This window comes from Ralstonia chuxiongensis (assembly GCF_024158925.1).
Taxonomy (GTDB): domain Bacteria; phylum Pseudomonadota; class Gammaproteobacteria; order Burkholderiales; family Burkholderiaceae; genus Ralstonia; species Ralstonia chuxiongensis.
Window position 1 is genome coordinate 372,924 of sequence record NZ_JAMYWC010000002.1, and the last position, 20,179, is coordinate 393,102.

The 20,179-nt window shown below is 63.6% G+C and carries 19 protein-coding genes; 12 read left to right on the forward strand and 7 right to left on the reverse strand.

What is annotated here, in order from left to right:
• Positions 1-26 precede the first annotated feature (26 nt).
• Complete coding sequence (locus NKG59_RS06355; protein ID WP_253535933.1) at positions 27-740, forward strand: hypothetical protein; 714 nt, start codon at positions 27-29, stop codon at positions 738-740.
• 78 nt (positions 741-818) lie between these two features.
• Here the strand turns inward: NKG59_RS06355 and NKG59_RS06360 are convergent, their stop codons facing one another.
• Both NKG59_RS06360 and NKG59_RS06365 read right to left on the reverse strand, forming a co-directional pair.
• Positions 819-1,289: a hypothetical protein gene (locus NKG59_RS06360; RefSeq protein ID WP_253535934.1), complete on the reverse strand. Its 471-nt coding sequence runs from the start codon at positions 1,287-1,289 to the stop codon at positions 819-821.
• A 464-nt stretch (positions 1,290-1,753) separates the two neighbouring features.
• Complete coding sequence (locus tag NKG59_RS06365) at positions 1,754-2,629, reverse strand: HNH endonuclease (RefSeq protein ID WP_253535935.1); 876 nt, start codon at positions 2,627-2,629, stop codon at positions 1,754-1,756.
• 455 nt (positions 2,630-3,084) lie between these two features.
• On the opposite strand from NKG59_RS06365, the gene NKG59_RS06370 reads away from it, so the two are divergent.
• Positions 3,085-3,453 (forward strand): hypothetical protein, encoded by a 369-nt coding sequence (locus NKG59_RS06370; protein WP_253535936.1) that lies wholly within the window; start codon positions 3,085-3,087, stop codon positions 3,451-3,453.
• 151 nt (positions 3,454-3,604) lie between these two features.
• On the opposite strand, the gene NKG59_RS06375 is transcribed toward NKG59_RS06370, so the two are convergent.
• Entirely contained in the window at positions 3,605-4,585 is a 981-nt protein-coding gene (locus tag NKG59_RS06375) for a hypothetical protein (protein WP_253535937.1), read from the reverse strand.
• Positions 4,586-5,328: 743 nt separating this feature from the next.
• On the opposite strand from NKG59_RS06375, the gene NKG59_RS06380 reads away from it, so the two are divergent.
• Positions 5,329-6,534 carry a hypothetical protein gene (locus tag NKG59_RS06380; RefSeq protein ID WP_253535938.1) on the forward strand — a complete coding sequence of 402 codons (1,206 nt, stop codon included), beginning with the start codon at positions 5,329-5,331 and terminating at the stop codon, positions 6,532-6,534.
• 150 nt (positions 6,535-6,684) lie between these two features.
• Here NKG59_RS06380 and NKG59_RS06385 read toward each other — a convergent pair whose 3' ends face one another.
• The gene (locus NKG59_RS06385; RefSeq protein WP_253535939.1) at positions 6,685-8,667 is read right to left on the reverse strand and encodes a glycoside hydrolase; all 1,983 of its coding nucleotides are present in this window, start codon (positions 8,665-8,667) and stop codon (positions 6,685-6,687) included.
• Between the two features lie 555 nt (positions 8,668-9,222).
• Here NKG59_RS06385 and NKG59_RS06390 point away from each other — a divergent pair.
• From NKG59_RS06390 to NKG59_RS06425, 8 genes are all read left to right on the forward strand, one after another.
• Positions 9,223-9,987, forward strand: coding sequence for a FadR/GntR family transcriptional regulator (locus NKG59_RS06390; protein WP_253535940.1), 765 nt, complete (start codon positions 9,223-9,225; stop codon positions 9,985-9,987).
• Positions 9,988-10,017: 30 nt separating this feature from the next.
• On the forward strand, positions 10,018-10,845 hold the full coding sequence (locus tag NKG59_RS06395) for a transporter substrate-binding domain-containing protein (protein ID WP_420804022.1): 828 nt from the start codon (positions 10,018-10,020) through the stop codon (positions 10,843-10,845).
• A gap of 68 nt (positions 10,846-10,913) precedes the next feature.
• Positions 10,914-11,642 (forward strand): amino acid ABC transporter permease, encoded by a 729-nt coding sequence (locus NKG59_RS06400; RefSeq protein WP_253535941.1) that lies wholly within the window; start codon positions 10,914-10,916, stop codon positions 11,640-11,642.
• The gene (locus NKG59_RS06405; RefSeq protein ID WP_045205065.1) at positions 11,639-12,292 is read left to right on the forward strand and encodes an amino acid ABC transporter permease; all 654 of its coding nucleotides are present in this window, start codon (positions 11,639-11,641) and stop codon (positions 12,290-12,292) included. The genes NKG59_RS06400 and NKG59_RS06405 overlap by 4 nt, the downstream gene beginning before the upstream one ends.
• The gene (locus tag NKG59_RS06410) at positions 12,279-13,016 is read left to right on the forward strand and encodes an amino acid ABC transporter ATP-binding protein (protein WP_045205064.1); all 738 of its coding nucleotides are present in this window, start codon (positions 12,279-12,281) and stop codon (positions 13,014-13,016) included. Before NKG59_RS06405 ends, NKG59_RS06410 begins: the two co-directional genes overlap by 14 nt.
• Positions 13,017-13,305: 289 nt before the next feature.
• The gene (locus NKG59_RS06415) at positions 13,306-13,581 is read left to right on the forward strand and encodes a fucose-binding lectin (RefSeq protein WP_024976975.1); all 276 of its coding nucleotides are present in this window, start codon (positions 13,306-13,308) and stop codon (positions 13,579-13,581) included.
• Between the two features lie 386 nt (positions 13,582-13,967).
• Positions 13,968-14,960 carry a hypothetical protein gene (locus NKG59_RS06420; RefSeq protein ID WP_253535942.1) on the forward strand — a complete coding sequence of 331 codons (993 nt, stop codon included), beginning with the start codon at positions 13,968-13,970 and terminating at the stop codon, positions 14,958-14,960.
• A 124-nt stretch (positions 14,961-15,084) separates the two neighbouring features.
• Positions 15,085-16,026, forward strand: coding sequence for a bestrophin family protein (locus NKG59_RS06425; protein ID WP_253535943.1), 942 nt, complete (start codon positions 15,085-15,087; stop codon positions 16,024-16,026).
• A 22-nt stretch (positions 16,027-16,048) separates the two neighbouring features.
• Here the strand turns inward: NKG59_RS06425 and NKG59_RS06430 are convergent, their stop codons facing one another.
• Together NKG59_RS06430 and NKG59_RS06435 are read right to left on the reverse strand one after the other, a co-directional pair.
• Positions 16,049-16,738, reverse strand: a complete 690-nt coding sequence (locus tag NKG59_RS06430; RefSeq protein WP_253535944.1) for an AraC family transcriptional regulator — start codon at positions 16,736-16,738, stop codon at positions 16,049-16,051.
• Between the two features lie 100 nt (positions 16,739-16,838).
• Positions 16,839-17,546 (reverse strand): Crp/Fnr family transcriptional regulator, encoded by a 708-nt coding sequence (locus NKG59_RS06435; protein ID WP_045205060.1) that lies wholly within the window; start codon positions 17,544-17,546, stop codon positions 16,839-16,841.
• 194 nt (positions 17,547-17,740) lie between these two features.
• Here NKG59_RS06435 and NKG59_RS06440 point away from each other — a divergent pair, with 194 nt between their 5' ends.
• A complete protein-coding gene (locus NKG59_RS06440) occupies positions 17,741-19,375 on the forward strand; it encodes an acyl-CoA synthetase (RefSeq protein WP_253535945.1) in 1,635 nt (544 codons plus the stop codon).
• Between the two features lie 78 nt (positions 19,376-19,453).
• Here NKG59_RS06440 and NKG59_RS06445 read toward each other — a convergent pair whose 3' ends face one another.
• A complete protein-coding gene (locus NKG59_RS06445) occupies positions 19,454-20,176 on the reverse strand; it encodes a hypothetical protein (RefSeq protein WP_253535946.1) in 723 nt (240 codons plus the stop codon).
• Positions 20,177-20,179: the final 3 nt, after the last annotated feature.

The window sequence follows — 20,179 nt, forward strand, 5'->3', positions numbered from 1 at the left end:
TCAGCCACCTTTTGATCGTGGTCTATATGAAAAGTCCGCTTCTTCATTCTCCGAGCACGCTTCCAGTCCATACCCCCGTTACACGCCTCATCACATCGCTGAAAGAAGCGGAAAACACGGAGGAAGATGCATTTTCTCGAGGTCAGCTGTGGTCTGGCGGACTCGGCTTTCTTTTGGCGGTGTTAGGGCTTGGTATCTATCTGCTGAACGAAAATTATTGGAAGGTGTCGTCACTCGCGACGGTGTCGTTAGGAGCAGTAGGCGGCGGGATAGCGAGCTCGGCAATTTTCGCCTTCCTCGGAACCAAGGAGATCTGGCTCGGGCTGAAGCGATTCGAGGTCGACGCGCTGAAACTCGCAGAGCCACGGATTCGAGAACGCCACAGGTTGGCTGAACGTATCGGTGGCGAGTTTGATGCAAAGCAGATCGCTTTTGCGAGGGTATACCTCAAAGACAGTTGCCAAGGCCTCAGATATCGCATCGGCATGGGGGTGGGGGCACTAGAGAAAGTTGGCATTCTTCCCCTAACGGCGTCCACGCTTGTTGCCCTCGCCAAAATGTATGAGAGCAGTCCGTTCGCCGTGAACTGGGTAATTGGAGCACTTGTTTTGCTGCTGTTTTACCTTGGCGCGATCAGGATATTGGGAGCAGTTCAAACCATTGAACGCCTCCTCCTCGTTCTCGACCATGCAGAGGCCTATGCAGTCGAGCGCGCGCCACGCGATCAGCTTGGTTCTTGACGTTAGGCTCATGGAGCACAGAATGAACAAAGCCGCCCCAACGGGCGGCTTCCTTCAAACCATCAACAACCCATCACCTCACTCCGCAGCCTCCTCTACCTTCTTCCTACGCCCCCGGCTAAACCGAGCCGACAACGCCTGCCGAGCCGTATCCAGCCCTTCTCCCTTACCGGCAACCTTCAGGAAGGCATACCCCTCCAGCGAACCCGTCATCAGATCGCTACCCAGCGCCAGCTGCGAATCGCGCATCTTTTCGTAGAGTTTTTCAAAACGGACCAAGCGAGGCCGCAGCGTGTCAAATCCGGCGAGGTCTCGCCGCAGTTCCGCAAGGCTGAAGTTGGCCGGCAACACGCCAGGGTTATTACCCAGCACTTCCACGGCCTTACGGCAAAACGCTTCCGACTTGTCGCCCATCTTCATGAGCGTGCTGCGTTGCTCGATCGACAAATCGATCAGACCAGCAAGCTTCTCTTCCAGTGTCTTCAGCGCGGCGTCGACGGCGGTCAGGTCAGCGGCACTTGGCTGAAACGAAATCAGGTTTTGTGACATTGCAATCCTTATTGGTTGGCAACGTTATGCCGGTTGGCACAACCGCGCGAGATTGGCGTGCCGCTGCCTCGGTAGCAATGCAAGCAGCGACATTTGACAATTGGACCGGCGTGCCTCGAAGGAAACCGTACGGATTCCGCCCGTTTCGTTTCAGTGTTGGACAGTGACGCTCGACCCTTGGACGGTCGAGTTCGAGTGTTTAAGAGTCGAGCCTGACTCTCAAAGCGTGACGTTTCAGTGTCTAACGGTGAAGCGCGAAGCTCAAACACTGGCGTTTCAGTGTTCGAGGGTGATAACCGCCACCCTCAGACAGTGAGACTTCAGTGTTTGAGGGTGAAGCTCGACCGTCAGAGGGTCGGACTTCACCGTTTTAGGCTCAAGTGCGACTCTTAGAGTGTGGCGCTCCACCGTCTGATGGCGGAGCGCTAGCGTCAGACAGTCGATGACGCGGCGTTGACGGAAAGCTATTGACCGTTTCCGCCCGCGAACGGCGCTTCCTTTGCCGCGATGCGGGCGCGCAGCTCGTCGTTTCGGTGTTGGCCGTTCTCGCCAAAGTGAATGAGGCGGTGGCACGTCGGGCAGATCGCACCGACGTACTTCGGGTGGTCTAGCCCGCCATCGGAAAGCCTGTTGATGTGGTGCGGTTCCAGATACGGCGTGCCGTCGCTTTTACGATTGAACGGTGCCGGCGCCTCGCAAAGTTCGCAGTGGCCCTGCGCCCGCGCCAAGACATATCGCTTAACGCGGGCACTGCGCTGGTATGCGATCCGGACAGTCTCTTTCGGGTCTGCGATCGGGCCGCCGGGCTGACATGCAGCAATCGCCGCTTGCCTCAGCGTCGACAAGTCAGCCGGCTGGTTATCGGCTTTTGTCACGCCTTCGTTGTCTTGATCGGACAGATCGTCCAGTTCGCGGCGCAACGTGTTCGATACCGGCATCAGTCGAAACACGACCACATCGCGTTCGTCTCCATTGCGGTCCGCGTCTCGTTTGAAAAAGTGCGAATCGCACGCGAACTCGCCAACGTACACGCACGGCTTGCCCTTGCCCGTCATCTGAAAGACATGCAGCGCCCGCCCGTCTTCTGCGTGCGAGGCGATGGCAAGGTTGCCCTTCGTCATCTTCATATCGCCGAGCTGTCCCTCGCCAACGTAAAGCAGGTGACCGAACTCGTCGAACTCGTCCTTGTAGCCGTGCTGTTCGCCTGTCCCCGTAAAAAGAAAGACGGCGGGTGACAGTCGGGAGGGTGCTATGCCGCTTTGGCCGCTGCCCCCGAACTTTCCCGTGATCTCTTTTCTGCGGTTGTAGGCCTTCCCGATGACGAACTCGGGAATCTCCATTGCCGTTGCAGCCGTCTGCTGAACGGTGTCTTCATCCTCATTGGGCAGCATGCAATCCCCCCGGATTGGCTGTAAATTTTTGTGCCCATTTTATGTCACGCTAGTCCGCACAGAGTGGTGCTCTCAGTTGCTCAAGCCCTGCGGCCTCAAGCCGCCGTCACATTTCGTGCGGGAAATAAGGGGCTGCTTTTGGACTTCGCTTTCGTATAATCCCCAGCGCTGCCGCACCAACGGCAGCCGGGTCTGGCGATCCGTCTGAAGTACTTCCTGTGAATGCATGTCGCCTTGCGCGACGTGCTGCGTTCGCTCGCGCAAGCCAGTTCATGGCGGGCCGGGCGGGGAGACCTTCGGGTCTGCCGGCGCCACAGGGAGCCGGTTCGCCAGCCCCGCCGCCAGGCCCGCCACCCCTCATCTGGCGATGAGCGGCAGGCCTCTTCAATCCCTGTGGAGGCTTCATGCCAAGTTCTCAAAGCGGGAACCGCCCCGCGTCGTATCCATCTCCGCCAACATCGCACCCCCCACCGCCCACGTCCTCCGACACAGGCAGGCTCACCAAGAACCGCACCTACCTGAACGGCGCAATCGCAGCGCAGGCGTATCTCAAGCGCACACGCACCGCCATGTGCACGCACGGCCAATGCCGGCCGGGCATGCTGCGGGAGCAGCTTCAGCAGTTTTCGGCACACGCCTTCCCGCCGGCCTTCATCAAAGGCTTCGTGGATGCGATTGATGCTTACGTATCGATGTCGCTCGGGGGACGCGATGTCGATCCGCAAACGTGGGATGTTTTAGCCGCCATAGAGCGGCGGGGCTACAGCCAATAACAACAGATTGACGCATTCCCGAGACGGGCGGGAATGCCAACAGAAGCAGCGCTTCAGGCGCGCTCGCGCCAAGCCAGCCTCCGCCTCTTCAACAGTTCAACGCACCCGACTTGCGGGTTGGTTTTCCTGACCGCTTCTGCGGCCCGTGCGTTCACGTCGGCCGCTTCAAAAATACGGCTTCAATATGCGCGCGGTCCGGCGTACCGAACTGATCGGTAAAGAACTTGGCCGTGTCGCGAAACTCAACGGCCGTGCCGTGAAACGGGTCGCGAATCGATAGATGAAACTGTCCGTTCGCTTCCCGAATGCCGTCCAGCATCACCATGTGCCCGTTCTTTCGGAGGATGCATGGCCCCATGTCATTGATCTTGCTCGCAAGATCCCGCCACGCCTGTTTGCGGCTCGGGTGCGCGGCGCCAAACAGGCCCGTCTTGTAGTTGAGGTCGTGCTCCACCAAGATCGGGGTCCATCCAGTCTGGTGGTGTAGCGAAGCCATCAGGTTGGCGGTTTCACGGGTTTTGCCAAGGGCTGCTTCGTAACCGTGGGCGGTATCGCGGTTGATGTGCCCGTGGTCAAACATCATCATCAGTTCGCAGGCGCCCGTGCAATCCCGAAAACCCGGCTGCGGCACCATCACCTTGCCGTTCCCAAGCGGATAGGCCTTGAATTGCCAGCCGACTTGAATGGGGCTGACTGTATTGCCGTTCACCTCAAACGCTGCGTGCTTGGCATCGGCGGCCAGGTTGATGCCCCCAATGCGATTGGTGACGTATTTGGCCGGAATGTCGTAGATCTGCCCATTCCCCAACTGCGAGAAGTAGCGGTCGTTGTCACCCTCCGCGCGCGGGAACCGCCGGACGCCACCATCGCTGCAACGGACCATGGGCTCCGCCATCGGCGCGTATTTGATATCGGGCGGAATGCCATAGGCAGCGGGCGGGCGCTCATACATGGCCCCGACCACCGTCGAGATACCCCTGAAGTGCGAGAACTCAGCAGCCGGATACACCGACCGATGTGGCCCTTCTGGCACCGCCGGAGAGTCGGGCGGGCTCTGCCGTGACGACGATGCTTCGCCAACGGTCGCACGGCTGCTGCTCGGCGCCGTGGCGCTGATCGGGCGTCTCGGCAAGGGTGCCCGGCGGCGCATGGGCCCATCGGCGTGTGAACTGGTTCCCGCGCGCCGCGCAGCCGGCATGCCGTCGGGGCGCTGCAGCACGCGCGTAGAGCGCTGCGGTGAATCCGTTGAGGCAGGCTGCCTTGCGGCAGTCGCGTCCTGTCCCAGCTGAAGGCCGCTGACTCTCTTATGCAGCTCTGCGTATGCAGCTGGATCATGCGGCACATGGTTGAACTTGGTGTCCATACGGGGTTCGCAAAGCATGATTGGCAGCCGATGCTGCCACGCAGGCAAGACGCTCGCCCCGCCCGCTGGCGAAGCAACGTAGTCGTGTGCGAAGCAAGAGGTTCTCCATACCTGCCCAGTCGCAACGCAGAGCGACTGGCCCCAACAGGCCTCATCAAATGGCGGGTCGATTCACTTCACGCTGGCCCATTCGAACGGCCCGTAAGAGGCGCGATTCCGACCTTCAACTTTCCTCATGGTCATCTTTAAGCGCGCGCACGGATGCTAATTTGATTCAGCGTGATAGCACGCATGTAGGCAAAAGGCGCCGGCCCAAGCAGATTGCTTTGCCGGGCCGCGATGCCCCTCAGCGCGAAGGTGCCGCTGAGTCGGGTGCTTTCTCAAATAAGCATGAAAATTGACGAGGTCGGGAAATGACAAACGGTAGTGTGGCAGCGGACACGCGTCGGCAAGAAATGCACGCGCGCGTAAATCGCAGTCTGTTCTCTCATCGGCATGTGGCGGCAGCTTTGATGGCACTTGCCCTATTCGGCTGCGGCGGCGGAAGCGATGATGCATCCACCAGCGGCACGACAACGCAAAGCAGCAGTGGCAGCGCACCAGGCTCGGCACAAACGGGCACCGGCGCTGGCGCTGGCGACGTTAAGCGGGTCATGGGTACGGACACCAACGCTTCCGCCGCGATTCTCAGCAAGATGGGCAGAACGGGGCGTGTGCAGATCGGATTGGGTTCGGGCCAGTCGATCGCCGATATGCAGGCCCAGGGCATTCGTCCTGACATTGTCGACGTCTACCTCGTAGGTGTTGGGTCAGGCGCCTGGACTTCGTGGAACAGCCCCACCGGCGCATACGTGACCTATCAGGCCAAAAACGCCATCAGCTATGGCGCGACCCCGATGTTCACGCTCTACCAGATGGCCCAGCGGGGCGACAGTAATCTGAGCGGCATCAGCGATGCGAGCTTCATGAATGACTACTGGTCGCAAGTGCGGACGATGTATGACCGCATCAACGAGCTCGACACCGCGGTGCTGGTCAACCTCGAGCCGGACTTTTGGCCGTACGTCTATGCGCAGGCGCCCAACCACGACATGACGCAAATGCCTGCCGTGCTCAATAACCAGCCGGAATGCAGTTGGATGGCGAACACCGCCGCCAACATCGGCAGCTGTCTGGTGTCGATGGCGCGTTGGCATGCGCCCAAAGCGCTGATTGGCTTTCCCCCGGCATTCTGGAATGCCACGCCAGACGTCTTCGCAAAGCAGATGCAGCTCGTTGGCGCGGATCGTGCCGATTTCATCGTGGCGCAGACAAGCGACCGCGACGCCGGCTGCCTCGAAGCCGCAGCCGTTGGGGAATGCATGGGCCGCAGTGGTCCGTTCTACCTGGACGAAAACAACGTCAACACGCCCAATTTCCACCAACAGCAGAACTCGTACTCGGCCTATCGTGACGCGCTGGGCAACGGGCTGCCAATCCTTTGGTGGCAAACGCCGTTGGGTGTGCCTTCCGACACCCCTGGCGGCACGCCCGGGCACTACCGAGACAACCACGTTGACTACATGCTGCGCAACACGTGGGAGTACGGCGGCATGCACACCTTCGCCATTGTGTTCGGCGGCGGCGGCACGTATTCGACGAACATCAACACCGACGGCGGCCAGTTCGCGCGCCTCTTCGGTCAGTATCTGACATCGGGTGGCGTTGCAGCGATGTAACTGTGGGTTGGAGGGGCGCATTGGCGCCCCTTTTTATTACCGAGGAAGATGGCCAACAAGCCGGCGCCAGTGATGGCACTGCCGGGGCCAACCATGCCAACGGTGAGGCAACGGCAGCGGGCGCCAACCCAACCCGCGCCCCTCATCCCCCTAGTTCACCAACGTAGTAATGCTTTTAGCCGGCAGCGTAACGGTGAACACATTCCCGCTCACGCTTAGCGGCTGCTGCTGCTCAAACGTGGCAGTCGCAGTCGTCCGGTACGGAGTCAGGCTGGTCACCGTGCGCCCCGCAGAGTTGATCGACGTCGTCAGGGTGACGTCCGTGGCGTTCTCGTTCACCAGCACCACCACAGCCTTGTTGACGCTCGCACCTGCGGGCGTGCCGAACGCAGAAACACGCACGCCCTTCTGCGGCAGCGCGGTGGTGTCGTAGCGCACGTAGCCGGGGCGGATGAAGTACGCAAAGTGCTTCAGGCCAATGCCGAAGTAGGTGGGCTTGTTGTCCGAGCCGATCAGGCCGGTGGGCTGGGCATCGTTGGAGTTGACCAGCCACCAGTAGACGTACGCGTTGTACTGCCCCAGCGTAAAGCCGTCGTGGATCTCCTTCGCAATGGCAATGGCATCGTCAATGCTGGTCTGCCAGGCCGTCTTGTTGTCGGCCTTGTTGACGGAGTCCAGGAAGTGTTCGGTCATCCATACGTCTTTGCCCAGCTTGCGGGCAGAGGCCGGGTAGGCGGGCACGCCGCCGTACAGATGCCCGCCAATGATGGAGATGTTGCTGGCCGCATTGGCATCGCCCAGCAGTGTGTCCACCGTCGCCTGAGAAAAGTAGAACGATTCCGGTGCCATTAGCTTGGCCGTGGTGCCGGCAACGGCCTCGGCGCCATGGCCGGCGGCCCACGCCCGCATTTCGTCGGGGCTCCACAGGCAGGATTCGTAGGTCGCCGGGTCCCAGTCCGGCTCGTTCTGCAGTGACACGGCGTAGAGGTTCACGTTGCGCGTGGCGGCATACCGGATGTAGCTGTTCAGGTACTTGGCGTAGTCGGCGTACCGCGCCGGGTCAAGGCGCCCGCTGTAGAGCGGGTTCGTGCGGTCTGTGTTGACGATCTTCATGCTGGCCGGCGGCGTCCAGGGCGATGCAAAGACGAGGGCGCCGCGTGCCTGGGCGGCGGCGCCGTTCGCAAGCTCCGCTGTCCATTGGGTGGTGTCGGCCGTCTGGGTCGTGGTGTTCCACTCGGCGGGCGCAATGCGCAGCCGCAGGATGGAAAGCCCCAGGCTGTCGGTCAGGCTGGTGCCGAACAGCGCGTTCACGCGGTCGTCCGCCATCTTGGTGTAGTACCAGGCCGCCGAGCCTCCGAACCCCTGGATGGTTTGTTGCGCACTGCCAAAGTTGATGGCCGCGGCCGTGGCGGCGGGTTTGATGCTCAGCGTCGTGCTGACCATCGCCGTCCGGTAGTGCGCGCTGTCCCTCGGCACGAACGTGGCCTGCAAGGTCACGCTGCCGGCGGTGCTGGTGGTGGCGGCACTCAGCGGTGCGCCATCCGCTGTGGTGTACGAAGCCGGGTCCACCGTGCCCCCAATGCCGTACAGCGCATAGGGCGCGGTGGAAACCTGCGCAGGCGTCAGCGCAGAACCCTGCAGCACGGCAGCGGGCAGATCCCACCGCACCGGCGGCTCGGCCTTGTTGACGGTCAGCGTTCGCACGGCGGTGGTGGTGGCGTACCTGGTCGTGTCCTGCGGCGTGAACGTCACCGACAGCGTCTGCGTGCCGACCTCCGGCTTGGTGCCAACCGCGGGTGAATAGACGAAGGTGCCGGGCACGTTGGCAGTCGCGTTCAACTGCGCGGTGCTGAGCGCCGTTCCCCATGCAATCGATGCGGGGTTGAGCCAGGTGATCGTTGGCGTTGGGGTGGGCGTTGGTGCGGGTGTAGGCGTAGGGCCGGGCGCAGGAGTGGGTGTTGGCGCAGGCGTTGGTGTCGGTGTCGTGGTTGGCGCGGGTGTCGGCGCCGGGCTGGCGCCAGGGCTTGACGCAGACACGGGCGCAGTCGTCCCGGCAGTGGACGAGTCGGCGGGCGTATCGGCCGAGCCGCCGCCGCAAGCCGCCAGCCACAGGCTCAGCAAACCAATCACCATGCTCCGCGCGAATGGGTGATGCCGCTCTTGCGGCGCGCTCGTTCTTCTCAACGTCAACAACATGTCTTGGCTCTTTTTTTAGATGGGTTACGCGCAGCAGTCACCCCCTACTAAAGTGGGGTGCTCCGTTGGGCACACGCGGTATCCCATGTCGCCTCGGCGCGCGTCAAGGCAACGGCGGGGTTGGTGAGAGTTCTTGAACATCTCCATGGCCTCTCGTTGTGATCAAGCCGGCCACGCGCACCAAACCTGCGCTGCCCGCAAGACGGCCTTGGCGGTCTGCAACCCGGCCTGCGCATTCATCTGACTTGCGGCCCGTGCTGTTGCGCTTGGCACTGGTGCGCGGGCAGGGCATCCCAAATCGGTGCGCCCCGCACCAACTCCAAGCGGTGATGCGCTCATCCGGCAGCGCACGCCCCGCACAAGGGCAGCGCCCAGGCAGTCAACCACCCGCAGCGCGGCTCAACACGCCGCTTCGTGCTGCATGGCACAAAACTCGCATAAGCCGTGGGCGACCGGTCAGACCACGACCGTGTCTTTCTCCAACGTTGGCCCATGCACAGCATTCCTTCCTCCGTCGCACAAACGCTGCAGCAACGCATCCTGAGCGGCGATTACCCCAGTGGCAGCCGCCTGCCGCCGCAGCGTGAGCTGGCGGAAACGCTGGGCGTGAGCCGCGCGTCGTTGCGCGAGGCGCTGACGGTGCTTGAGACGCTGGGCCTGGTCGACATCCTCCCCAGCCGGGGCGTGGTGGTGCGCGGCCAGAAGTTTGGCGCAGAGCGGGCCAGTGCCGAGCGCATGCATCGCCCGTTTGCCACGCCGGCGCTGGGCACCTTGTCGCCGCGTCAGTTGATTGAGCTGCGCCTGGTGCTGGAGCCCGGCTGGACGGCGCTGGCCGCCGCGCGCATGCATGCCGCCGGCCTGCGCCACCTGCAATGGCTGCAGCAGCAGTTGGCCCACGCGCTGGAGCGCAATGATTTGCTGAGCGCGGCAGAGGCGGACTTGCACTTCCACGTGCTGCTCGCGCAGTTGTCCGGCAACCCGGGCCTGATGGCGATGGCGGGGCAGTTGGAGCACGCCATTGGTCACAGCCTGCGGCTGCCCTTTGCCCGCAACGGCGCAGACGACCACCCCGCGCACGAGCACGACGCCATCGTGCAGGCCGTTGCCGCAGGTGATGCCGCCGCCAGCGCAGAGGCCATGCGCGCGCATCTGTCGTCGGCCGCGCGCCGCAGCGGCATCGACTTGAGCGCCGCGCCCGCCACGCCCGAACCCATGCAGCACGAACCCGTTTCCTTTCGCCTCGCCTCGATTTCCTGAATTTCCTGAATTTCCTGAAGGAGTTTTTGAATGTTCCGCACCCTCGCTCTGCACCTGTCGCGTCATACCTCGCGCCGCACCTTCTTCCACGCCGTCATGGCCGCCAGCGCGCTCGTCGCGTTGTTGCCGGGCCGCCCGGCCCATGCCGATACGCTGGCCAACATCCAGAAAGCCGGCGTGATCCGCGTGGCAATCCCGAATGACTTCCCGCCGTTCGGCTCGCTCGGTCCGGACCTGAAGCTGCAGGGCTATGACATCGACATGGCCGGCCTTATCGCCAAGGAACTCGGCGTTAAGGCAGAACTGGTGCCCGTCACCAGCACCAACCGCATTCCGTTCCTGACCACGGGCAAGGTGGATGTCGTCATCTCCAGCCTGGGTAAGAACGCCGAGCGCGCCAAGGTGATCGACTTCTCGCAGGCGTATGCGCCGTTCCCCAAGAGCGTGTACGGCCCGAAGGATGTGTCGATCAAGGCGCCGGCTGACTTGGCCGGCAAGACGATTGGCGTCACGCGCGGCTCAACGGAAGATCTGGCGCTCTCGGCGCTGGCCCCGGCCTCGGCCACCATCAAGCGCTATGAAGACAACAACGCCACCGCGCAGAGCTACCTGATCGGTCAGGTGCAGTTGGTCACGCTGGGCAACATCGTTGCCAACGCGGTGAACGAGCGCACGAAGCTGCGTCAGCTCGATGTGAAGTTCCCCGTGGAAGACACGCCTTGCTACGTGGGTGTTGCCAAGGGCGAGCCCGCGCTGCTGGACAAGGTCAACGCCATCATCACCAAGCTGAAGACGGATGGCCGCCTGAACGATCTGTCGCAGCGCTGGATCAAGATGCCGCTGCCGGCAAAGATGTAAGAACCGCGCACGCCTTCGCAACACAGGCCCGGCGCGCGCTTAGGTGTGCCGGGCCACGGATGACCTCCATGGCTTATCAATTCGACTTTGGCGCTGTCTTCAATTACAGCGGCCAGCTCGCGCAGGGCGCGGCCTTTACGCTCGCGCTCACGGCGGCGGGCGCGGTGCTCGGTGGCGCTATCGGCATTGCCGGCGGTGTGTGCCGCGCCTGGCGCATCGCCCCGTTCAATGCGCTGTTCAAGGTGTATGTGGAGGGCATTCGCAACACGCCGTTCCTGGTGCAGTTGATGTTCGTGTTCTTCGGTTTGCCCTCGCTGGGTTTGCAGATCAACGAATGGCAGGCGGCATTGCTCACGGCGGTGGTCAACCTGGGCGCGTACATCACCGAGATCGTGCGTGCAGGCATTCAAGAAACGCCGCGCGGCCAGTTGGAAGCGGCCAATGCCTTGGCGATGAGCCGCTGGGCCATCTTCCGGCATGTGGTGCTGCGGCCCGCGCTGCAGAAGGTGTGGCCGGCGCTGAGCAGCCAGATCGTGATCGTGATGCTGGGCACGTCGGTTGTCTCCCAGATTGCCGCGCAGGATCTGACTTTCGCCGCCAACTTCATCCAGTCGCGCAACTTCCGCGCATTTGAAACCTACCTGGTGGTGACGGCGCTGTACTTTGCGCTGGCGCTATTGCTGCGTCAGTTGCTGGCCTGGATCGGGCAGCGCTTTATCGTGGGGCGCCGCGCGCCTGCAGCATCGGCCGCTCCGCTTGCCACCGCCAACGCAGCCACCACCGGAGGTGCAGCATGATCTCCGACATCCCTCTGTTGCCCATTCTCCTCAAGCTGGGGGAAGGGCTGCTCGCTACGCTCATGCTGTCGCTCATGGCCTTTGCGCTGGGCGGCACGGCTGGCCTCGTGGTGCTGTTTGCCCGCGTGGGGCGCAACGCCACGCTGCGGCGCGTGAGCAAGGCATATATCCAACTCTTCCAGAACACGCCGCTGCTCATGCAGATGTTCATCGTGTTCTTTGGTGCGTCCATGGCGGGGTTCGATATGTCGCCGTGGACGGCCGCTGCCATCGGCCTGACGCTGTACACCAGCGCCTATCTGGCCGAGGTCTGGCGCGGCTGTGTGGAGGCTATTCCGCGCGGGCAGTGGGAGGCGTCTTCCAGCCTGGCGATGGGCTACTTCCAGCAGATGCGGCACGTGGTGCTGCCGCAGGCGGTGCGCCTGTCGATTGCGCCCACCGTGGGGTTCTCCGTGCAGATCGTCAAGGGCACGGCGGTGGCCTCCATCATCGGGTTTGAAGACCTGTCCAAGCTGGGTTCGGTGCTGGCCAATGCCACCTTCCAGCCGTTCCTCATCTACGGGCTGGTGGCCGTTGCGTACTTCGCGCTGTGCTGGCCGCTGTCTCTTTACGCCTCTCATCTGGAAAAGAAGCTCTATGCCGCTCGTTGATCTCTGCGCCGTACACAAGCATTACGGCAACAACCACGTGCTCAAGGGCGTGGACCTGCGCGTTGAAAGCGGCCAGGTGGTCGCCATCATCGGGCGCAGCGGCTCGGGCAAGAGCACGCTGCTGCGGTCCATCAATGGGCTGGAAGCCATCGACGACGGCCAGATCGTTGTCGACAACGCGGTGCTCAAGGGCTCACAGGCCACGCCCGCGCAACTGCGCGCGCTGCGCCTGAATGTGGGCATGGTGTTTCAGCAGTTCAACCTGTTTCCGCACCTCACGGCGGGCGAAAACGTGGCGCTGTCGCCCGTGGTGGTCAAGGGCATGAAAAAGTCAGACGCCCAAGACCTCGCCCGGCAGATGCTGATCAAGGTGGGCTTGGCCGATAAGTTCGATGCGTACCCCGATCAGCTCAGTGGCGGCCAGCAGCAGCGCGTGGCCATTGCGCGGGCGCTCGCCATGCAGCCGAAGGTGCTGCTGTGCGACGAGATCACCTCCGCGCTGGACCCTGAACTGGTGAACGAAGTGCTGGCCGTGGTGAAGCAGCTCGCCGCCGAAGGCATGACGCTCATCATGGTCACGCACGAGATGCGCTTTGCGCGTGACGTTGGTGATCAGCTCGTCTTCATGCACCAAGGGCTGATCCATGAAAGCGGCCCGGCCAAGGAAGTGTTTGCCAGTCCCAAGACGGCGGAGCTGGCGGCGTTCATTGGCGCGGTGCAGTAAGCGGGGCCTATGCCACCTCTTGCAGCTATTTAGGATTAGGCAGTTTCTCATCACCCCACCTGGTGCTTTCTGACTATTTTGTTGGTGCGCTCAACATAATGGTTAGGGGCGCCAAATCGGTAATCTGTTCAGTAAGTTTTCTCTCCATCTGTGCTTCTTATCTCTCAGCAGCGGCCGGAATTTTATTTGCTTATGCTACCGAAGCCCTGAATTTGGGCCGAAGTAAATGCCGTGAAAATCGCACCGCATTTGCTGCGTTGATATTGAAATCACATTCTGGAGATAAAACATGTCGAACGTTCAGACCGCTGCCACGTCGTGGGGGACAGTGCCGTCGATCCGTGTGTACACGGCCAATGGTGGCAAGATCACCGAGCGTTGCTATGACGGGAAGGGGTGGTACACGGGCGCTTTCAACGAGCCCGGCGATAACGTCTCCGTCACGAGCTGGCTGGTCGGCAGCGCTATCCATATCCGCGTGTATGCAACCAGCGGCAGCAATACCACGGAGTGGTGCTGGGACGGCAACAGCTGGACCAAGGGCGGCTATACCGCCACCAACTGATTTACCGCAGGCTTGATCGTGCGGAATCTGAAATGGGGTTCCGCACAGGTTGGCGTAAAGCGAGGGCGTTCGTTTTGCGCCGATTTGCGTTTTTTTAATGTGCCAGATTTTTAAAATCTGGATCGATCGGTTTATAAAAATAACGCACTTATTGACGGTATGCGTGCCGGGCGTGGGTTCGTTTGTCCGGTCATGCTTTCGCGCGGGGCAGCCCTGCGCGCTGCGCGCCATCGCAATAATGCACGCTCCCCCTTTTTTTCAGCTGTTCAGGAGTTGCCGTGCCGCGTGTAGACGGTTCCAGTTCTTCGGCGGTGCCGCCATCCACAAGCCAGCCATCGGCCAGCCACGCCACCCGGCAGCCTGACGTCAACTTGCACCCGCGCCCAATGCGAGCGCGTACGGGCGCGTTGGCCGATCTGCCGGTACCACGTGCAAATGCACCTCGCGTGCAGGCAGGTGGCATTGCCGTGGCGGTGCCAGCGCGCGGCCGCGTTGCTGCCACGCTTGATCGTGTGCGTGGTGCTGGTCAGGCGTTGGCCAATGTGGGTGCGCAGGCCGCGCGTGCGGGCGCTGCCGTGGGGCAATACGCGCTCCACAGTCCGTTGGTGGCGGGCGGTGTTGGTGTCATTGCCGTCAGCACCTACAACATGCATCGCGCGGAGCAACGCAATGACATGCTGGCCTTTGCGGATTCGCAGGCCATGGCGCGGCTGGCCGCGTTGATGCTGGGCGTGCGGCTGGCTTATGTCACAGTCAACCGGCTGTTCCGAACGTCGGCCCCCAGCCACGCCAACGCGCAGACGATGTCCGATGCTGTCGACATGCTCAACGGTCTGGACGGCGTAGACATGACCGCAGAAACCGGCCGCCACACGCTGTACGTTATCGACCATCTGCAAGACATTGCGTTGCTGCCCCGCTATGACTTGCACCCTGCGGTGCGCGCGGCAGTGCGGCAGGCGGGTGACAACCCGCAGCAACTGATTCGCAATCTGATGGGGGTGCTGACAGCCAATCCGCCGGTGTATTCGTCGCGTCGGCCACCGCCGGGTGCGCCCCAGGCGCCAGCGCCGTTGGTGCCGCCGCCGGCGCTGGCACCACGGGGCGTGAGCCGTGAGACGCTGCACCGCGCGGTCGACATGCTCATCGGCTTTGCGGGAGCAGAAGAAGACATGACCGCTGAAACTGGGATCCACACCCAAGACGTCATCGACCACCTGCAAGACATTGCTGCCCGCCCGGCATCGCTGCACCCGACCGTGCGCCGGGCAGCCCAGGCGGCCGGCGACGATGCTCAGCAGTTGGTGCGCAACCTGGTGGCGATGATGCGGCAGGACCCGTCCATCCTGCCTGCGCGTCGGCAAGCGCAGACGCAATAGCCAGGCGGCAATACGGCAGCAACAGGGCGGCAACAGCGCGATAACAGGGCGGCAATACGGCAAGCGCCTCGGGGTGTCTGCGATAATTCCGCACCCCCATCTCCCCGCGCGTTCGCGTCGTCCCATGGTTGTCCGCCCCCATCTGCACTGGTTCCGCATGCTTCTGGCATGGCGCGGTTCGGTGCTGCCGCAGCTTCTGCCGCGCCTGTTCCTGATCTTCTGTGTGTCGTTGGTGGCCATTGCGGTGCATGCGCACCTGCTGCCCATCTCGGTCAACCTGAGCACCACGCCGTTCTCGCTCATCGGCATCGCGCTGGCGGTGTTCCTGGGTTTTCGAAACAACGCCAGCTATGACCGCTATTGGGAGGCGCGCAAGCTCTGGGGCCAGTTGCTCAACACGGCGCGCTCACTCACGCGCCAGGCACTGACGTTGCCGCGTGGTGATGGTCCGAACGGTGCCGTGGCCGATGCCGACGTGCGCGAGTTCGCACAGGTGCTGGGTGCGCTGCCGCACGCGCTGCGCCATCAGTTGCGCCATACCGATGCCCGCGAAGACCTCGCCGCGCGCCTGCCCGCACCGTTGCTCGAACGCGTGATGGCCTCGCGCTACCAGCCCATCGCCATCGTGCAGTGGTTGAGTGAATGGGTGCAGCGTCGCGCGCAAGCCGGTGCCCTGGATGCGTATGCCGCCCTGGCGTTCGATCGCAACCTGAACGAACTGTCCAACAGCATTGGCGGGTGCGAGCGCATTGCCGGCACGCCGCTGCCGTTTGCGTACTCCGTCATGATCCACCGCACGGTGTACTTCTTCTGTGCGGCACTGCCGTTCGGGCTGGTGGAAAGCATCGGCAGCTTCACGCCCGTGTTTGCGGTGTTCGTGGCCTACACCTTCATGGCGCACGAGGCCATCGCCTCGCAGCTCGAAGACCCGTTCGGCACGGAAGACAACGACCTCGCGCTCAATGCGCTGTCCAACACGATTGAAGATGCCGTGCGCGACATCATGGGCGAGCCCAGCCTGCTGCCGCCGCGTGCGGGTGTGCGACGCGGGGTGATCTTCGATTGATGCCGCGGTTGCTGCGCAGCGTTTAAAGGGCCATCGCCAGCGGCTGCGCCCACCGCTCCAACGTGGTGGCGCTGCCGTGCACCGCACAGCCAGATGAATCCGCGTTGCCCGCCAGCAGGGCGCTCAGTTCCACCCCGAACAGGCTCGCGCATGTGTCGTTCAGCGTGCGTACGTTGCGCAGGCCAGCCCGCCGGGCCACCGCGTGCAGCGCTTCGGCGTCCACTTCGGCTTCCGCTTCGGCATCGGCACTGCAGCGCATCTGCGCCAGTTGGTACAGCGCCCACGCGGCGCGTTGCTCGCGCACCAGGGCATGCAGCGCTTCGCCTTCTGCAAACAGACGTGCACGCACCTGGCGCGGGCAGGCCTGCCAGCACTCGCTGAGCAAGGCCGCTTTCCACGCCTGCGCGGGGTGTTCGAACACCAGCGTGGCCAGTGCGCGCGCCCAGGGCTTGTCATGCTGGATGGCGGCCACGCGCGGGCAGCCCGCGTCGGGCACGGCCTTGAAGCTGATGGCGCATGGCTGCCATACGGTGCCCGGTATCTCGCAGCCGAAATGCGCGAAGGCGGGCACGACAAACGGGTCACCCGGGCGCACTTCACGCCGCCCGTTGGCATCGCGCAGGCACGCGCTGCCCCGCTCGGCCTGCACGCGCACCGCAAACGGAAAGCGCAGGCGCGAGAGACGGACATGGGCACGGCTGATGAGTGGCATGGCTGACCGATAAGGCGGCGGGTGAAGCGCGACTGTCGCAGGATTCTAAGACTGCGTGCAACAGGGGCAATGTCGCTCGGGTGACAGAGTCGGGTGGCGCTTACAGCTCCGACAGGCCGAAGAGCCGCAGCCGCTCAAGGTCGGTCACGCGGATGGTCTGATATGACAGCGCGATCATTCCGCCTTCGGCCAGGCGTTGCAGCGCGCGGTTGACGCGCTGGCGCGACAGCCCCGTCAGCAGCCCGATCTCTTCCTGCGACAGTTCCAGCACGCTGCTCGTGCGCGGGTACAGCGCCGGGTGGAACAACTGCGCAATCGCTTGCGCCACGCGCGCATCGGCGCTCAGCAGGCGGTCGTTCTGCACGGTGGCAATGAACTGGCCCATACGCTCGTTGAGCTGCCGCACCACAAAGCTGGCAAACGGCAGGCTCTGCGCAAGCAGCGTGTTGAACACGGGTTCGGGCACCAGCAGCACTTGCGAGGTGCGGATGGCGATCACGTCATAGCGGCGGTCTTCGCGCTTGATGACGCTGCCCTCGCCGCACCAGCCGCCCGCGGGCACGCCCGAGAACGTGCAGCCGCGCCCGTCGGAGGTGTACACCGCCAGCTTGATGAGGCCGGTGTCGACGCCGATCCAGTAGCGCGACGGCTCGCCGCGCCGGGCAATGAAGGCGCCGGGCTCGAATGCCTGCAGCAGGGTTTCTCTCGCGGCCAGGGCCTGGTGTTCGGGTGCCAGCGCGGTGAACCACGCGTGGCCTTCCAGTTGCGTGGCGGGCGTGGCAGGCGTGGGGGCGCGGGTGGCGTTCATGGCAGGCGTGGGCACTCGGTCAAAGGGTGGCGGGGGCGCGTGGGGCTCAGCCGTCGCTTTGTAAGAAACCCGTCAGCCTTGGTGTGGCGCGGGTTTCCGGGCGGTTTGTCATTCAGGTGACAGAGTGCGGGAGCCGGCAGATGATAGCGTTGCCCAACAAAAAGCAACAGCGCCCGGCGCACGGAGACACAGCAATGCCCACGGATTTTGATAGCGGTCTGGCCCGCAACGCGGCCAACTTCGTCCCGCTCACCCCGATCGAGTTTCTTGCCCGCGCGGCAGACGTCTATGGTGACCGCCTGGCGATCGTGCACGGCCCCGTGCGCCAGAACTGGCGCGACACCTATGTGCGCGCGCGGCGCCTGGCCAGTGCGCTGTCGCTGGCCGGTGTGGGCCGTGGCGACACGGTGGCGGCGCTCTTGCCGAACACGCCTGCCATGGTGGAGGCACATTTCGGGGTGCCGATGGCGGGCGGCGTGCTCAATGCGCTGAACATTCGCCTGGACGCGGCCAACCTCGTCTTCATGCTGCGCCATGGCGAGGCCCGCGTGCTGCTGGCCGACACCGAGTTCGCCGACGTGGCCCGCCAGATGGCGCTGGAGATTCCCGGCCTGAAAGTGATTGCCGTGAACGACGCCCTGGGCCCGCAGGCCGAGCCGTTTGGCGAGACCGACTACGAATCCTTCCTGGCCTCGGGCGATCCGCACTACGACTGGCAGATGCCGGCAGATGAGTGGGATGCGATTGCGCTCAACTACACCTCGGGCACCACGGGCGACCCGAAGGGCGTGGTCTATCACCATCGTGGCGCCACCATCAACGCGGTATCGAACATCCTGGAGTGGGATCTGCCCAAGCACCCGGTCTACCTCTGGACGCTGCCGATGTTCCACTGCAACGGCTGGTGCTTCCCCTGGACGATCGCGGCGCGCGCGGGCGTGAACGTCTGCCTGCGCAAGTTCGAGCCGAAGCTGGTGTTCGACCTCATGCGCGACGAGGGCGTGACGCATTACTGCGCAGCGCCCATCGTGCACACCGCGCTGGTGAACGCGCCGCCGTCTTGGCGCGAGGGCCTGCGCGGGCCGGTGCGCGGCATGGTGGCGGGCGCACCGCCGCCGGCCGCCGTGCTGGCGCAGATGGAAGCCATGGGCTTCGAGCTGACGCACGTCTACGGCCTGACCGAGGTGTACGGCCCCGCAGCCGTCTGTGCCGAGCAGGACGAATGGCGCACGCTGCCCGAGCATGACCGCGCCACGATGAAGGCGCGCCAGGGCGTGCGTTACCACCTGCAATCGCAGGTGGCGGTCCTCAACCCCGAAACCATGCAACCCGTGCCGGCCGATGGCGAAACCATTGGCGAGATCATGTTCCGCGGCAACATCTGCATGAAGGGCTACCTCAAGAACGAGAAGGCCACGCGCGAGGCCTTTGCCGGCGGCTGGTTCCACACCGGCGACCTGGGCGTCTGCATGCCCGACGGCTACATCAAGATCAAGGACCGCAGCAAGGACATCATCATCTCCGGCGGCGAGAACATCTCAAGCGTCGAGGTGGAAGACGCGCTGTACCGCCACCCCGCCGTGCTGGCCGCAGCCGTGGTCGCCCAGCCCGATGCCAAGTGGGGCGAAACACCGTGTGCCTTCGTTGAACTCAAGGACGGCGCCACCGCCACCGCAGAAGACCTGATCGCGCATTGCAAGACGTTGCTGGCCGGCTTCAAGGTGCCCAAGGCGGTGTTCTTCGGGCCACTGCCAAAGACGTCGACGGGCAAGATCCAGAAGTACGAGCTGCGCCGCAAGGTGAACTCCACCTCGGCGATCGACGTGTGAGCTTGTTGCGGGCGGCCGCGTGCGCCCGCAACAAGAAGGCCACGGCCAGTGGCTGCACCCACCGCGGCTGGGATGGCGCTACTGGGCGTGCCCGAGCGGGTTGCATTCCGGCCGGGCGGCCGCCTCTGCCGTGTCCCGCACGTTGGACAGACGCAGTACCGAAAACGGGCCGAAGTAGCGCTGCGTCCGTACCAGGCATTCATAGCCCTGCGCTTGGGCATCGTCCGGGGCGTAGGCTTCAAACGTGTCCAACGTGCCCAGCAGGGCGGTGTGATCGCCGCGCCAGACAACGCGGCTCGGCCTGCCCTCAACGGACTCAACCGGTGCGGAAGCCGCATTCCGCTCGATGCGGGGGCCGGGCAGGGCCCGGAATCCGTGGAACGCGTACGTAGTCTCTTGCGTGGTGCCAACCGGCTCCGGCTCGCCGCTCGTGTTGGTTGCGGCGCCTCTCGGGTGAACGTGCTCAATGCTCACGTTGTCCGGCGCGATGGCCAGCACCAGCAGCGCCACTGCGGCAGCAAGCGCAACACCAACCTGCCGATACATCCCGCCGCGCACTCCCGGCCCGCGCGTCAACCATAGCGAGTAAGCGAGTTGCGGCAGCATCAACAACCCGCCCAGCCACAGCAACGCAGTGCCCGCAGCGTCATAACCGAGATGCCAGTTCAGCGCCGCCAGCCAGCCGATGTTTTTGGACTGGCCCAGTGCGAGGCACAGACCACCGGTGATGAGCAGCAGGGCGACAACGGCGCTGTACCGGCGCGGGGGTTGGCGGGAGGGTGGGTTGGAAAGCGCATCCATGGT

Bases quoted from the DNA above. Each gene is read 5' to 3' on its own strand.
- NKG59_RS06395 (WP_420804022.1), top strand. From the start codon at position 10,018: ATGTTCCGCACCCTCGCTCTGCACCTGTCGCGTCATACCTCGCGCCGC.
- NKG59_RS06415 (WP_024976975.1), top strand. From the start codon at position 13,306: ATGTCGAACGTTCAGACCGCTGCCACGTCGTGGGGGACAGTGCCGTCG.
- NKG59_RS06365 (WP_253535935.1), bottom strand. From the start codon at position 2,629: ATGGAGATTCCCGAGTTCGTCATCGGGAAGGCCTACAACCGCAGAAAA.
- NKG59_RS06385 (WP_253535939.1), bottom strand. From the start codon at position 8,667: ATGGTGATTGGTTTGCTGAGCCTGTGGCTGGCGGCTTGCGGCGGCGGC.
- NKG59_RS06410 (WP_045205064.1), top strand. From the start codon at position 12,279: ATGCCGCTCGTTGATCTCTGCGCCGTACACAAGCATTACGGCAACAAC.
- NKG59_RS06425 (WP_253535943.1), top strand. From the start codon at position 15,085: ATGGTTGTCCGCCCCCATCTGCACTGGTTCCGCATGCTTCTGGCATGG.
- NKG59_RS06355 (WP_253535933.1), top strand. From the start codon at position 27: ATGAAAAGTCCGCTTCTTCATTCTCCGAGCACGCTTCCAGTCCATACC.
- NKG59_RS06390 (WP_253535940.1), top strand. From the start codon at position 9,223: ATGCACAGCATTCCTTCCTCCGTCGCACAAACGCTGCAGCAACGCATC.
- NKG59_RS06430 (WP_253535944.1), bottom strand. From the start codon at position 16,738: ATGCCACTCATCAGCCGTGCCCATGTCCGTCTCTCGCGCCTGCGCTTT.
- NKG59_RS06360 (WP_253535934.1), bottom strand. From the start codon at position 1,289: ATGTCACAAAACCTGATTTCGTTTCAGCCAAGTGCCGCTGACCTGACC.
- NKG59_RS06380 (WP_253535938.1), top strand. From the start codon at position 5,329: ATGGCACTTGCCCTATTCGGCTGCGGCGGCGGAAGCGATGATGCATCC.
- NKG59_RS06405 (WP_045205065.1), top strand. From the start codon at position 11,639: ATGATCTCCGACATCCCTCTGTTGCCCATTCTCCTCAAGCTGGGGGAA.
- NKG59_RS06445 (WP_253535946.1), bottom strand. From the start codon at position 20,176: ATGGATGCGCTTTCCAACCCACCCTCCCGCCAACCCCCGCGCCGGTAC.
- NKG59_RS06420 (WP_253535942.1), top strand. From the start codon at position 13,968: ATGCGAGCGCGTACGGGCGCGTTGGCCGATCTGCCGGTACCACGTGCA.
- NKG59_RS06400 (WP_253535941.1), top strand. From the start codon at position 10,914: ATGGCTTATCAATTCGACTTTGGCGCTGTCTTCAATTACAGCGGCCAG.
- NKG59_RS06435 (WP_045205060.1), bottom strand. From the start codon at position 17,546: ATGAACGCCACCCGCGCCCCCACGCCTGCCACGCCCGCCACGCAACTG.
- NKG59_RS06370 (WP_253535936.1), top strand. From the start codon at position 3,085: ATGCCAAGTTCTCAAAGCGGGAACCGCCCCGCGTCGTATCCATCTCCG.
- NKG59_RS06440 (WP_253535945.1), top strand. From the start codon at position 17,741: ATGCCCACGGATTTTGATAGCGGTCTGGCCCGCAACGCGGCCAACTTC.